We start from the raw sequence: 14,527 nt of genomic DNA on the forward strand, positions 1-14,527 counted from the left end.
CACCACCGTATACTTTTGCAAGTACGTTAGTGATTGCTGCTGTTAGAGTTGTTTTACCGTGGTCAACGTGGCCGATTGTACCAACGTTTACGTGCGGTTTTACGCGTTCAAACTTTTCTTTTGCCATCTTAAAAAATTCCTATAAAGAAATTAACGCCTGACCCACTATTGGGCCAGACAAGCTAAATCATATAACAGCGCGAGCTGCAATTATTGCATCTGCAACGTTCTTAGCGGCTTCTGCATACTTCAAAAACTCCATAGAGTAAGATGCACGGCCTTGTGTTGCAGATCGCAGATCAGTTGCATAACCAAACATTTCAGAAAGTGGGACTTGCGCATTAATTTGCTTAAGACCACCGAATGCTTCTTCCATGCCTTCGATCATGCCGCGGCGACGATTTAAGTCACCAACTACATCACCCATGTTTTCTTCAGGAGTGATAACTTCAACCTTCATTACTGGTTCTAGAAGAGCTGGGTTTGCTTCAAGCGCACCTTTCTTCATCGCCATTGAACCTGCAATCTTAAATGCCATCTCATTCGAGTCTACATCATGGAATGAACCATCAAATAGAGTCGCTTTAACGCCAAGTAATGGGTAGCCTGCCAGCACACCTTGAGCCATTTGCTCTTGGATGCCTTTATCTACCGCAGGGATGTATTCTTTAGGAACCGCACCACCAACAACTTCGTTAACGAACTCGTAAATTGGCGCATCATTTTCCGAAATATCCATCGGTTCAAGTTTAAGCCAGACGTGACCATATTGACCACGACCACCTGATTGACGTACGAACTTCCCTTCAACTTCAACAGCTGAACGGATAGCTTCACGGTATGCTACCTGCGGCTTACCAACGTTACATTCAACACTGAATTCACGTTTCATACGGTCGACAATGATATCAAGGTGAAGTTCACCCATACCAGAAATAATAGTCTGGCCTGATTCTTCGTCAGTTTGTACTCTGAAAGACGGATCTTCTGCCGCTAGTTTACCTAACGCGATACCCATCTTATCTTGGTCAGCGATTGTGCGAGGCTCAACCGCAACAGAGATAACTGGTTCTGGGAACTCCATACGCTCAAGCGTAATGATTGAGTTCGGATCACACAGTGTTTCACCTGTTGTTACGTCTTTAAGACCAATAGCCGCTGCGATGTCGCCTGCGTAGACTACTTTGATCTCTTCACGTGAGTTTGAATGCATCTGAACGATACGACCAAGTCGCTCACGCTTACTTTTAACTGGGTTGTATACCGCGTCACCCTGTTTAACAGTACCAGAGTAAACACGGAAGAAGGTCAAGGTGCCAACGAACGGGTCTGTCGCAATCTTAAAAGCAAGTGCGGCAAACGGTGCGTTGTCATCAGCAGGACGTTCATCCTCGGTACCATCTTCTAAGATACCTTGGATTTGTTTCACTTGTGTTGGCGCAGGCATATATTCAATAACGGCATCAAGCACAGCTTGAACACCTTTATTTTTAAATGCACTACCACACGTCATTGGAACAATTTCGTTTGCTAATGTACGCTGACGTAAAGCTGCTTTAATTTCAGCTTCAGTCAGTTCTTCACCTTCTAGATATTTATCCATTAGTTCTTCTGAGGCTTCAGCAGCGCTCTCAACTAAGTGAGAACGCCATTCTTCTGCAAGCTCAAGAAGTTCTGCCGGAATTGCCTCATAAGAGAAAGTCATGCCTTGATCTTCGGCATTCCAGTTAATGGCTTTCATCTTAATAAGGTCAATAACACCTTTAAAGTCGTCTTCAGCACCAATTGGTAGCTGAATTGGAACAGGCGTTGCTCCAAGACGAGATTTCACCTGGCTAACCACTGTTAAGAAGTCAGCGCCAGTGCGATCCATTTTATTTACGAAGATCATGCGAGGAACTTCGTATTTGTTCGCTTGACGCCAAACTGTCTCAGTTTGCGGCTGTACACCAGATGAAGCACAAAGAACAACTACCGCACCATCTAGTACGCGTAAAGAACGCTCTACTTCGATAGTGAAATCTACGTGTCCTGGAGTATCAATGATATTGATACGATGGTCGTCAAATTGAGCGTCCATCCCTTTCCAGAAACACGTTGTTGCAGCAGAAGTGATTGTGATACCACGCTCTTGTTCCTGCTCCATCCAATCCATAGTTGCAGCACCATCATGTACTTCACCGATCTTATGAGAAAGACCTGTGTAGAACAGAACACGTTCTGTTGTTGTGGTTTTACCTGCATCTACGTGAGCGCAAATACCGATATTGCGATAGCGCTCAAGTGGAGTTGTACGTGCCATATGATCCTCTTAAAGGTTAAGGACAGATTACCAACGGTAATGAGCGAATGCTTTATTCGCTTCAGCCATACGGTGAACGTCTTCACGTTTCTTAACCGCAGTGCCTTTGTTGTCAGCAGCGTCAACGATTTCTTGAGCTAAACGTAAGCCCATAGATTTTTCGCCACGCTTACGTGCAGCGTCTACTAACCAACGCATACCTAATGCGTTGCGACGTACTGGACGTACTTCAACTGGTACTTGGTACGTTGAACCACCAACACGGCGAGATTTAACCTCTACCTGTGGGCGAACGTTTTCAAGTGCAGCTTCAAAGATTTCTAGGTGCGACTTGCCTGATTTCTCAGCAGCCACGTCTAACGCACCATAAACGATTTTTTCAGCAGTAGATTTCTTGCCGTCTAACATTACTACGTTAACGAATTTAGCAAGAAGTTCCGATCCGAACTTAGGATCTGGAAGAATTTTACGTTGACCTATTACGCGTCTTCTAGGCATTTTGTATCTCCGGTATCTTCAGGTTTGCTCTTTTAGAGTCAATACCCAAAACAATTAATTTAAAAATTTAGTGCTTGGCCTTACTAACGGAGAACCATTAGCCCTTAGGGCGTTTAGCACCGTATTTAGAGCGAGCTTGACGACGGTCGCTAACGCCTGCACAGTCAAGTGCACCACGTACAGTGTGGAAACGCACACCTGGTAAGTCTTTAACACGACCACCACGGATAAGGATTACACTGTGCTCTTGTAGGTTGTGGCCTTCACCACCGATGTAAGATGTTACTTCGAAACCGTTTGTTAAACGAACACGCGCTACTTTACGTAATGCAGAGTTTGGTTTCTTAGGTGTAGTTGTATATACACGAGTACATACACCACGCTTTTGCGGACACGCTTTAAGCGCAGCTGAGTTACTTTTAGTAACCTTGCTACGACGTGGCTTACGCACTAGCTGGTTAATAGTTGCCATTTAAATAGCTCCTGAAATTAAAATTACTACTGAAAAAATAAAAAATCCGCCCTGTTTACATGCTCGTTACTAAACGTGCAGGCAAATGGGTGGCGGAATTTTAATGAGCAAAGTTTAACCTGTCAACCTTAACTCATCGTAAGGCAGCAGATAACTGCCTTACGATTTCTTAATCCATTGATTAAGTTGAGATTATTGGTTTCCAGAGATATCTGCGTTAAGTGCATCAGTTAGTGCTTGAGTTGCCTCTTCAGCGCTTACTGTTTGCTCTTCAACGATTTCACCTTGCTTGCGACGGTTCAAACGGTCTTGGTGATACGCAAAGCCTGTACCAGCTGGGATCAGACGACCCACGATTACGTTCTCTTTAAGACCACGAAGCTCATCGCTCTTACCATTTACAGCTGCTTCAGTTAGGACACGTGTTGTCTCCTGGAATGACGCTGCTGAGATGAAAGATTCGGTTGCAAGTGACGCTTTAGTGATACCCATTAATTGGATTTCAAATTTAGCTGGGATCTTGCCTTGCTTTTCAAGCTCACGGTTCGCGATATTTACGCGTGCCACTTCAACTTGTTCACCGGCTAAGAACTCAGTGTCACCGCCGTCAAGGATGATACATTTACGTAGCATCTGACGAATAATTGTCTCAATGTGCTTGTCATTGATCTTAACGCCTTGCAAGCGGTAAACCTCTTGCACTTCGTTAACGATGTAGTTAGCTACATGAGTTACACCACGTAGGCGTAAGATGTCATGTGGTGATTCTGGACCATCGGCGATAACCTCACCTTTAGACACTTGCTCACCTTCGAACACGTTAAGTTGACGCCATTTAGGGATCATCTCTTCGTATGCGTCACCCTCAGCTGGAGTGATTACAAGACGCTTCTTACCTTTAGTTTCTTTACCGAAGCTAATAGTACCTGTGATTTCTGCAAGGATTGCAGGATCTTTCGGTTTACGTGCTTCGAATAAGTCAGCTACGCGAGGTAGACCACCCGTGATGTCACGAGTTTTCGAACCTTCTTGCGGAATACGTGCAAGTACGTCACCTGGGTTTGCAGTTGCACCGTCTGTTACTTCAATCGTTGTGAATGAAGGTAGACGTGTTTCTTGCAGACCACGCTCATCGCTTTCGATGATTAGTTTAGGTTCTTTCGCATTCGCTTTACCTAAGTCTTTAACAACCACACGTGTTAAACCAGTTAACTCGTCTGTTTGTGCTTCGGTATTTGAGTCATCAATATCGCTGAACGAGATTTTTGACTTGTGCTCAAGAACGATTGGGTGACTATGCGGATCCCAAGTTGCAACGATATCGTTACCTTGAACTTCTGCATTATCTTGTACCGTTAACACCGCACCGTAAGGAACTTTATAACGCTCTTTCTCACGACCAAAGCTATCGATGATAGTGATCTCTGTTGAACGAGACGTGATAACAATCTTACCGTCTGTGTTTAATACGTACTTCGCATTGTGTAACTTCAATGTACCGTTAGTTTTAACTTGTACACTGTTTTCAGCAGACGCTCGAGATGCCGCACCACCGATGTGGAAGGTACGCATCGTAAGCTGTGTACCCGGCTCACCGATTGATTGTGCCGCGATAACACCTACTGACTCACCTGGGTTGATGATGTGGCCACGCGCAAGGTCACGACCGTAACACTTAGCACATACACCAAAGTCATTATCACAAGTGATTACTGAACGAACGCGTACTTCATCCACTGAGTGCTCTTCTAAAAGGTCACACAGTTTTTCGTCAAGCATGATGTTACGCTCAACAAGTACTTCGTTTGTACCAGGGATTAATACATCTTCAGCAACAACACGACCAAGAACACGTTCGCGAAGTGCTTCTACAACGTCACCACCTTCGATAAGCGGTTTCATTGTTAAGCCATCTTCTGTGCCACAATCGTCTTCGTTGATTACTAAGTCTTGTGCAACGTCTACTAGACGACGCGTTAAGTAACCCGAGTTTGCTGTTTTAAGTGCTGTATCGGCAAGACCTTTACGCGCACCGTGCGTCGAGATGAAGTACTGTAGTACGTTTAGACCTTCACGGAAGTTCGCCGTGATTGGTGTCTCGATGATTGAACCATCTGGACGTGCCATTAGACCACGCATACCCGCTAACTGACGGATCTGAGCGGCGCTACCACGTGCACCTGAGTCTGCCATCATAAACACTGAGTTAAATGAAGATTGCTCTTCTTCTTCGCCTTTCGCGTTGATTACAGTGTCTTTTGATAAGTTCGCCATCATCTCACGTGATAAGTTTTCATTTACACGTGACCAGATATCGATAACTTTATTGTACTTTTCACCAGCCGTTACAAGACCTGATTGGAATTGTTGGTTGATTTCAGTTACTTCAGCTTCCGCTGATTCAATGATTTCTGCTTTAACCGGTGGGATAACTAAGTCATCGATACCGATTGAAACACCTGACTTCATTGCGTAGTGGAAACCGGTGTACATTACTTGGTCAGCAAAGATAACAGTATCTTTAAGACCTAGACGACGGTAACACTCGTTTAATAAGCCAGAAATTTGTTTCTTACCTAGGGCTTGGTTGATTAACTCAAACGGCATGCCTTTAGGTAGGATTAGTGAAAGAATCGCACGACCTACTGTTGTTTCAACAATAGATACTTGCTCAACTGCATCACCATCTTCAGAGCTAATAGTCTCGCTGATACGTACTTTTACGCGTGCATGTAACTCAGCGTTACCGCTGCGGTATGCTTTTTCAGCTTCTTTAGGATCTTTAAATACAGTACCTTCGCCTTTCGCATTGATGCGATCACGCGTCATGTAGTAAAGACCTAATACAACGTCCTGTGAAGGAACGATGATTGGCTCACCATTCGCTGGAGATAGGATGTTGTTTGTAGACATCATTAGAGCACGTGCTTCTAACTGTGCTTCAAGCGTTAACGGTACGTGTACCGCCATTTGGTCACCATCGAAGTCAGCGTTGTACGCCGCACAAACTAATGGGTGTAAATGGATCGCTTTACCTTCGATAAGCACAGGTTCGAACGCTTGGATACCCAAACGGTGAAGTGTTGGTGCACGGTTAAGTAATACTGGATGTTCACGAATTACTTCGTCTAATACATCCCATACTTCTGCCACTTCACGCTCAACCATCTTCTTAGCAGCTTTGATAGTCGTAGCCATGCCGCGACGCTCTAGTTTGCCATAGATAAATGGTTTGAATAGTTCAAGTGCCATCTTCTTAGGAAGACCACACTGGTGTAGTTTAAGCGTAGGACCTACTGTGATTACAGAACGGCCAGAGTAATCTACACGTTTACCAAGTAAGTTCTGACGGAAACGACCTTGCTTACCTTTGATCATATCAGCAAGCGATTTAAGAGGACGTTTGTTAGAACCTGTGATCGCACGACCGCGACGACCGTTATCAAGTAGCGCATCTACCGCTTCTTGTAACATACGTTTTTCGTTGCGTACGATAATGTCTGGTGCTGCTAGATCTAATAGACGCTTAAGACGGTTATTACGGTTAATAACACGACGGTAAAGGTCATTCAGATCAGAAGTCGCAAAACGACCACCGTCTAGTGGTACTAATGGACGTAGATCAGGTGGAAGTACTGGAAGTACAGTCATGATCATCCACTCAGGGTTGTTACCTGATTGGTGGAAAGATTCCATTAATTTAAGACGTTTAGTGATCTTCTTACGCTTAGTTTCAGAGTTAATTGTTGGTAACTCTTCACGCATTTCAGCAATTAATTGGCCAAGATCAAGTTCACGAAGCAAGTCTAATACTGCTTCAGCACCCATCTTCGCTTCAAACTCATCACCGTGCTCTTCAAGTGCATCTAGGTACTCTTCTTCACCTAAAAGCTGACCACGCTCAAGCGTTGTCATACCAGGCTCAGTTACTACGAATGATTCGAAGTAAAGTACGCGCTCGATGTCACGAAGTGTCATGTCTAGCATTAAGCCGATACGTGACGGTAATGATTTTAAGAACCAAATGTGCGCAACTGGGCTAGCAAGCTCAATATGACCCATACGGTCACGACGCACTTTAGTCAGCGTTACTTCAACGCCACACTTTTCACAAATAACACCACGGTGCTTAAGGCGCTTATATTTACCACATAAACACTCATAATCTTTCACTGGGCCGAAGATACGGGCACAGAATAAGCCGTCGCGCTCAGGCTTGAAAGTACGGTAGTTGATTGTCTCAGGTTTCTTTACTTCACCGTATGACCATGAACGAACCATATCTGGCGAAGCAAGACCAATGCGAATTGCATCGAATTCTTCGGTCTTATTTTGTTGCTTCAGAAACTTAAGTAAGTCTTTCACCTTAGCTCTCCTGTCGGAGGTTAATCTTGAGGGCGAACCAATCGCCCCTACATTCTATTCGGCCTAACAGGTGCGGCTTACGCCGCACCTAAATGGCTTAATTTTCTTCCAACTCGATGTTGATACCCAGTGAGCGGATTTCTTTCAACAATACGTTGAACGATTCTGGCATACCTGGTTCCATCTTATGGTTACCATCTACGATGTTCTTATACATCTTAGTACGACCGTTCACGTCATCCGATTTCACTGTTAGCATTTCTTGTAGAGTATATGCAGCACCGTATGCTTCTAGTGCCCACACCTCCATCTCACCGAAACGCTGGCCACCGAACTGAGCTTTACCACCCAGCGGCTGCTGAGTAACAAGGCTATAAGAACCAGTTGAACGTGCGTGCATCTTGTCATCAACCAAGTGGTTAAGTTTCAGCATGTACATGTAACCAACAGTTACTTGACGTTCAAACTGATCGCCAGTACGGCCATCATAAAGTGTAACTTGACCGCTTCTTGGATAACCACCAAGCTCTAGTAAGTCTTTGATCTCGCTTTCACGAGCACCATCAAAGGCTGGAGTTGCGATCGGTAAACCACCTTTCAAGTTTTCAGCTAAGCGACGAACTTCATCATCAGAGAACGAGTCGATATCAACTTTCTGACGACAATCACCTAATTCGTAAACTTTCTTAACGAAGCTACGGATTTCGTGCAGTTCACGCTGCTCTTTCATCATTTCTTCTAAGCGCTCACCCACACCACGTGCAGCAAGACCCATATGTGTTTCTAGGATCTGACCGATGTTCATACGTGATGGTACACCTAGCGGATTCAGAACGATGTCTACCGTACGACCTTTGTCATCGTATGGCATATCTTCTACTGGTACGATAGTCGAGATAACACCTTTGTTACCGTGACGACCCGCCATCTTATCACCCGGTTGGATACGACGTTTAACAGCTAGGTATACTTTAACAATCTTAAGTACGCCTGGTGCTAAGTCATCACCTTGAGTGATCTTACGACGTTTGTTTTCAAACTTCTTATCGTATTCAGCTTTAAGCTCATCGTACTGAGCAGCTAGTTGCTCAAGTTCAGCTTGCTTGTCTTCTTCAGCAAGGCTTTGCGTAAGCAGCTTTTCAGCATTTAGTGATGCAATTGAATCTGCGCTCAGACCTGCGTCAATAAGTAACTTACGAGCACGGTCTAATACACCAGCTTCTAAGATACGGAACTCTTCGTTGAAGTCTTTCTTCGCTTCGCGAAGCTGCATGTCTTCAACTTCTAACGCACGCTTATCTTTTTCAACACCGTCACGGGTGAAAACTTGTACGTCGATTACAGTACCAGTTACAGAGTTTGGTACACGTAAAGAGCTGTCTTTAACGTCTGACGCTTTCTCACCGAAGATAGCACGTAGTAGCTTTTCTTCAGGTGTTAATTGCGTTTCGCCTTTCGGAGTCACTTTACCTACTAGGATATCGCCGCCTTTAACTTCAGCACCGATATAAACAACGCCTGATTCATCAAGCTTGCCTAGTGCAGATTCACCTACGTTAGGGATATCTGCTGTGATCTCTTCTGGACCTAATTTAGTATCACGTGCGATACATTGTAGTTCTTGAATGTGGATAGTCGTTAGACGATCTTCTTGAACTACGCGCTCAGATAGTAGGATTGAATCCTCGAAGTTATAACCGTTCCATGGCATGAATGCCACGCGAAGGTTCTGACCAAGTGCTAAGTCACCTAAGTCAGTCGAAGGACCATCTGCTAATACGTCACCACGTGTTACCGGCTCACCAACCATACAAGTTGGCTTTTGGTTAATACATGTATTTTGGTTTGAGCGTGTGTACTTAGTAAGGTTGTAAATATCGATGCCCGCTTCACCAGGAATACGCTCATCTTCATGTACATTTACAACGATGCGGCTTGCATCCGCATACATTACTTCACCACCACGCTTAGCAACGATAGTTACACCAGAGTCTTTTGCTAGTGTAAGCTCAATACCTGTACCTACCAGCGGCTTGTCCGCGATAAGTGTTGGTACTGCTTGACGTTGCATGTTTGAACCCATCAATGCACGGTTAGCATCATCGTGTTCTAGGAACGGGATAAGTGCTGCCGCTACAGAGATCACCTGTTGTGGTGATACGTCCATATATTGCTGATCCATTTTGCCCATAAAGGTTGATTCACCTTTGTGACGACATGGAATTAGTTCATCAACAAACTCATTGTTTTCGTTCAAGTTTGAGTTCGCCTGAGCGATAACAAACTGACCTTCTTCAATGGCTGATAAGTAATCTACTTCATCAGTAACTACACCATTTACCACTTTACGGTAAGGTGTTTCTAAGAAACCATAGTCATTTGTACGTGCGTACGTAGACAATGAGTTAATTAGACCGATGTTTGGACCCTCAGGCGTTTCGATTGGACATACACGACCATAGTGAGTTACGTGAACGTCTCGAACTTCGAAGCCAGCGCGTTCACGTGTTAAACCACCCGGGCCTAATGCAGAAATACGACGCTTGTGCGTTACTTCTGAAAGCGGGTTATTTTGGTCCATGAACTGTGATAACTGAGATGAACCGAAGAACTCTTTAACCGCTGCCGAGATTGGCTTAGCGTTAATTAGATCTTGTGGCATTACAGCGTCAAGGTCACCTAAGCTTAAACGCTCACGTACAGCACGCTCAACACGTACTAGACCAACGCGGAATTGGTTCTCAGCCATTTCGCCAACACTACGGATACGACGGTTGCCTAAGTGGTCGATATCATCAACATCGCCAACACCGTTACGAATAGCGATAAGCACTTTCATAACAGCTACGATGTCTTCTTTCGATAATGTGCCAGGGCCTGTATCAGTGTCATAACCTACACGGCTATTGAACTTCATACGACCAACTGTTGATAAATCGTAACGCTCTTCAGAGAAGAACAAGTTATCAAATAAGGCTTCAGCCGCGTCTTTCGTCGGTGGCTCGCCTGGGCGCATCATGCGATAAATTTCTACTAATGCTTCTAAACGGTTGCTTGTTGTGTCGATACGTAATGTATCTGACATGTAGGCGCCGCTGTCCACTTCGTTGATATATAGTGTATCAATCTTAGTGTGACCTGCTTTAACCAATTCAGCCATTAGCTCAAGTGATAGCTCGTCATTCGCATTTGCGATGATCTCACCCGTTGACTCGTCAACGTAGTTTCTAGCTACAACACGACCAATGATGTACTCGTGAGGTACTTCTAATTGGTTAATACCTTTTTTCTCGATGTTCTTGATGTGACGCGCAGTAATACGACGACCCGCTTCAACAAGGACTTCACCGTCATCGCTCTTGATATCAAAAGCGGCAGTTTCACCACGTAAACGTGAAGGTACAAGTTCCATAAGAACTTTACCGTCAGTAACTTCAAACGCAGTAGTATCAAAGAAGATATCTAGGATTTCTTCTGTAGAGAACTCTAGTGCACGTAAGATGATAGACGCCGGTAATTTACGACGACGGTCAATACGTACATATAGGTTATCTTTTGCATCAAACTCGAAGTCTAACCATGAACCACGGTAAGGAATTACACGCGCGTTATAAAGTACTTTACCTGACGAGTGAGTTTTACCGCGGTCGTTATCAAAGAATACACCAGGGCTACGGTGTAGCTGAGAAACGATAACACGCTCTGTACCATTGATTACAAAGGTACCGGTATCAGTCATGAGCGGAATTTCGCCCATGTAAACTTCTTGCTCTTTAATGTCTTTAACTGTGCCTGGTGCTTCTTTGTCCATCACCACAAGACGCAATTTTACGCGAAGTGGAGCAGAATAAGTCACACCGCGAATTTGACATTCTTTTACATCGAATACTGGCTCACCAATACGATAACTTACGTATTGAAGCTCAGAATTTCCCGAGTAGCTTTTGATCGGAAACACAGAACGGAAAGCAGCTTCCAAACCGTGATCGCCATCAGCGTCAGGGACTAAGAATTTTTTAAACGATTCTAACTGCGTCGACAGTAAGAAAGGTATATCCAAAACTTGTGGACGTTTACCAAAATCCTTACGGATACGTTTCTTTTCAGAATAAGAGTAAGCCATGGGGTTCCTCAGCTTGCTGATCTTTGACCCGACCTGTTCTTGTAAGAACAGACTTAACTGGCATCTATGCCAAGATGTACAACATTAAATTGTTGTTCTATTTTGCTCTGCTACTTTCAACACCAAAAGAGGTAACAACTTGAAAGTAAAGAGAAAATTAGATTTTATTTGCGCTACAGGATTGTGTCGCTCTATAGCGCAAAAAGGCCGGTGATTAAATAATCACCAGCCCTTGCCTGATTTCTCAGGCAGCGAACCTAGCGTAAGCTAGATTACTTGATCTCAACTTCAGCACCAGCTTCTTCAAGATCTTTCTTAAGTGCTTCAGCTTCTTCTTTAGATACACCTTCTTTGATAGGTGCAGGAGCTGATTCAACAAGTGCTTTAGCTTCTTTAAGGCCAAGACCAGTTGCACCACGTACAGCTTTGATAGCTGCAACCTTGTTAGCGCCAGCGCCAGCAAGGATTACGTCGAACTCAGTCTTCTCTTCAGCAGCTTCAGCAGCTGGACCAGCAACAACAGCAGCAGCTGCAGTTACGCCGAATTTTTCTTCCATTGCTTCAACTAGAGCAACAACGTCCATTACTGACATTTCAGCAATAGCATCAAGGATTTGGTCTTTAGTTACAGACATTACAAATTTCCTAATTATTACGGACTAATTTTAGTCCAAAAAAAATATTACACCGAAAGTGAACAAAAAAACAGCTTAAAATTAAGCAGCTTGCTCTTCTTTCTGTACACGTACTGCTTCAATTGTTTTACACAATTTACCTGCAGACGCTTCTTTCATAGCGCTCATTAAGCGTGCAACAGCTTCGTCGTAAGTAGGTAGAGTTGCTAGCATAGCTGCGTCTACTACGTTACCTTCAAATGCAGCCGTCTTAACTTCGAATTTCTCGTTCTTCTTCGCGAAATCTGAGAAGATACGCGCAGCAGCACCAGGGTGCTCTGAAGAGAAAGCGATTAAGCTTGGACCAACAAATGAGTCAGAAAGGCACTCAAAATCTGTACCTTCAACAGCACGTTTAGCTAGAGTGTTACGAACAACTTTCATCCATACACCAGCTTCACGAGCTTCTTTACGAAGGGCAGTGATAGCACCAACTGTTACACCACGAGAATCTGCAACAACTGCAGAAAGAGCACCAGTGGCTGCTTCGTTGACTTCAGCAACAATTGCTTTTTTGCCTTGAAGATTTAAAGCCATGGGTGTTACTCCTGGTTTAATGGGTCGCCGATATTGGCTTCCCTGTTCTACTCTTCCCCATCAATGATGGAGATGCTTTTTACGGCGAGAGCCAGAAGATTAGGAAAAATCTATCTGGGGATTCACACCGTCTACGTAGGTAAAATGATTAAGGCCTAGGGCCGCCTACGGTCTTGGACGGAAGCCCAATTTATCGTTTTTACCCGAAGGCATTACGAAATTATGGACTTCAACCCGAATTCTTTACTTGTTTTGAAATTAACTTTCTCAACAAAATGGCGCAAAATTATAGTTCAAATTTCACGCCATGTAAACTCTTAATTAAGCAACAGTCGTGCTTAGTGAGTTTTGGTCAACAGCAACACCTGCGCCCATTGTTGTAGAGATAGTTACTTTCTTCACGTAAGTACCTTTTGCTTGAGAAGGTTTAGCCTTCTTAAGCGCAACAATAAGAGCTTCAAGGTTTTGTTGAAGTTGCTCAGCAGTGAAATCAACCTTACCGATAGTAGTATGAATGATACCGTTCTTGTCGTTACGGTAACGAACTTGACCTGCTTTCGCGTTTTTAACTGCTTCTGCAACGTTAGGCGTTACAGTACCAGTTTTAGGGTTTGGCATTAGACCACGTGGACCTAAGATTTGACCTAGTTGACCAACAACACGCATAGCGTCTGGAGATGCAACAACAACGTCAAAGTTCATCTCGCCTTTCTTAACTAGATCAGCAAGATCTTCCATGCCCACTAATTCAGCACCAGCTTCTTTCGCAGCGTCTGCGTTAGCGCCTTGTGTGAATACAGCAACACGAACTTCACGACCAGTACCGTTAGGTAGTACAGTAGCACCACGAACGTTTTGGTCAGATTTACGAGCATCGATACCAAGGTTAACAGCAACGTCAACACTTTCTACGAATTTAGCTGTCGCTAACTCTTTTAAAAGAGCAACTGCTTCATTGATTTCGTAATCTTTAGTCGCATCCACTTTTTCGCGGATTGTACGCATACGTTTAGTTAATTTTGCCATTATCTTAGTCCTCTACGTTCAAGCCCATCGCACGCGCAGAACCTGCGATAGTGCGAACCGCAGCGTCCATATCAGCCGCTGTAAGGTCAGGTCGTTTTGTCTCAACGATTTCTTCAAGTTGAGCACGTGTAACTGTACCCACTTTTTCAGTGTTAGGACGGCCTGAGCCTGATTTGATGCCTGCAGCTTTCTTAAGTAAGTAAGCAGCCGGTGGAGTTTTCATTTCGAACGTGAAAGAACGGTCACCGTAAACAGAGATCACTACAGGAACTGGAGCGCCTTTTTCGATAGACTCTGTACGTGCGTTGAACGCTTTACAGAATTCCATGATGTTTACACCGTGTTGACCTAGTGCTGGACCTACTGGAGGACTAGGGTTAGCCATACCAGCGGCAACTTGTAGCTTGATAATAGCTTCAACTTTTTTAGCCATAATAAATACCTCATTTGGTGGGTCATAGCCTTGTGCGCGCGAGGACGCGTACTCTAACGGCTTCCCAGTTTAAAAATTGGTTCTCACTTTTTGTGAT

10 protein-coding genes are annotated in these 14,527 nt (G+C 44.2%); all 10 read right to left on the reverse strand.

Going from position 1 to position 14,527, the window contains the following annotated elements; translation table 11 throughout:
• Positions 1 to 127: GTP-binding protein (locus tag L1267_RS20170; protein WP_033023824.1), on the reverse strand; the 127-nt coding region annotated here is incomplete at its 3' end.
• 60 nt (positions 128 to 187) lie between these two features.
• Positions 188 to 2,302, reverse strand: coding sequence for an elongation factor G (gene fusA, locus L1267_RS20175; protein ID WP_135922805.1), 2,115 nt, complete (start codon positions 2,300 to 2,302; stop codon positions 188 to 190).
• Between the two features lie 27 nt (positions 2,303 to 2,329).
• Positions 2,330 to 2,800: a 30S ribosomal protein S7 gene (gene rpsG / locus L1267_RS20180; protein ID WP_054554834.1), complete on the reverse strand. Its 471-nt coding sequence runs from the start codon at positions 2,798 to 2,800 to the stop codon at positions 2,330 to 2,332.
• A gap of 97 nt (positions 2,801 to 2,897) precedes the next feature.
• Positions 2,898 to 3,272, reverse strand: a complete 375-nt coding sequence (gene rpsL / locus L1267_RS20185) for a 30S ribosomal protein S12 (RefSeq protein WP_002958885.1) — start codon at positions 3,270 to 3,272, stop codon at positions 2,898 to 2,900.
• Between the two features lie 192 nt (positions 3,273 to 3,464).
• The gene (gene rpoC, locus L1267_RS20190; RefSeq protein ID WP_135922806.1) at positions 3,465 to 7,637 is read right to left on the reverse strand and encodes a DNA-directed RNA polymerase subunit beta'; all 4,173 of its coding nucleotides are present in this window, start codon (positions 7,635 to 7,637) and stop codon (positions 3,465 to 3,467) included.
• 97 nt (positions 7,638 to 7,734) lie between these two features.
• Positions 7,735 to 11,760 carry a DNA-directed RNA polymerase subunit beta gene (gene rpoB, locus L1267_RS20195; protein WP_135922807.1) on the reverse strand — a complete coding sequence of 1,342 codons (4,026 nt, stop codon included), beginning with the start codon at positions 11,758 to 11,760 and terminating at the stop codon, positions 7,735 to 7,737.
• A gap of 272 nt (positions 11,761 to 12,032) precedes the next feature.
• Positions 12,033 to 12,395 (reverse strand): 50S ribosomal protein L7/L12, encoded by a 363-nt coding sequence (gene rplL / locus L1267_RS20200; RefSeq protein WP_135922808.1) that lies wholly within the window; start codon positions 12,393 to 12,395, stop codon positions 12,033 to 12,035.
• An 81-nt stretch (positions 12,396 to 12,476) separates the two neighbouring features.
• A complete protein-coding gene (gene rplJ / locus L1267_RS20205; RefSeq protein WP_135922809.1) occupies positions 12,477 to 12,971 on the reverse strand; it encodes a 50S ribosomal protein L10 in 495 nt (164 codons plus the stop codon).
• Positions 12,972 to 13,292: 321 nt separating this feature from the next.
• Positions 13,293 to 13,997 (reverse strand): 50S ribosomal protein L1, encoded by a 705-nt coding sequence (rplA, locus tag L1267_RS20210; RefSeq protein ID WP_135922810.1) that lies wholly within the window; start codon positions 13,995 to 13,997, stop codon positions 13,293 to 13,295.
• Between the two features lie 4 nt (positions 13,998 to 14,001).
• On the reverse strand, positions 14,002 to 14,430 hold the full coding sequence (gene rplK, locus L1267_RS20215; RefSeq protein ID WP_036971575.1) for a 50S ribosomal protein L11: 429 nt from the start codon (positions 14,428 to 14,430) through the stop codon (positions 14,002 to 14,004).
• Positions 14,431 to 14,527: the final 97 nt, after the last annotated feature.

The organism is Pseudoalteromonas sp. OFAV1 (assembly GCF_021532595.1).
GTDB lineage: Bacteria > Pseudomonadota > Gammaproteobacteria > Enterobacterales > Alteromonadaceae > Pseudoalteromonas > Pseudoalteromonas lipolytica_C.

What these genes read in the sequence shown, in the direction of transcription:
- fusA (WP_135922805.1), bottom strand. Translation starts at nt 2,302, where the DNA reads ATGGCACGTACAACTCCACTTGAGCGCTATCGCAATATCGGTATTTGC.
- rpsG (WP_054554834.1), bottom strand. Translation starts at nt 2,800, where the DNA reads ATGCCTAGAAGACGCGTAATAGGTCAACGTAAAATTCTTCCAGATCCT.
- rpsL (WP_002958885.1), bottom strand. Translation starts at nt 3,272, where the DNA reads ATGGCAACTATTAACCAGCTAGTGCGTAAGCCACGTCGTAGCAAGGTT.
- rpoB (WP_135922807.1), bottom strand. Translation starts at nt 11,760, where the DNA reads ATGGCTTACTCTTATTCTGAAAAGAAACGTATCCGTAAGGATTTTGGT.
- rplL (WP_135922808.1), bottom strand. Translation starts at nt 12,395, where the DNA reads ATGTCTGTAACTAAAGACCAAATCCTTGATGCTATTGCTGAAATGTCA.
- rplJ (WP_135922809.1), bottom strand. Translation starts at nt 12,971, where the DNA reads ATGGCTTTAAATCTTCAAGGCAAAAAAGCAATTGTTGCTGAAGTCAAC.
- rplA (WP_135922810.1), bottom strand. Translation starts at nt 13,997, where the DNA reads ATGGCAAAATTAACTAAACGTATGCGTACAATCCGCGAAAAAGTGGAT.
- rplK (WP_036971575.1), bottom strand. Translation starts at nt 14,430, where the DNA reads ATGGCTAAAAAAGTTGAAGCTATTATCAAGCTACAAGTTGCCGCTGGT.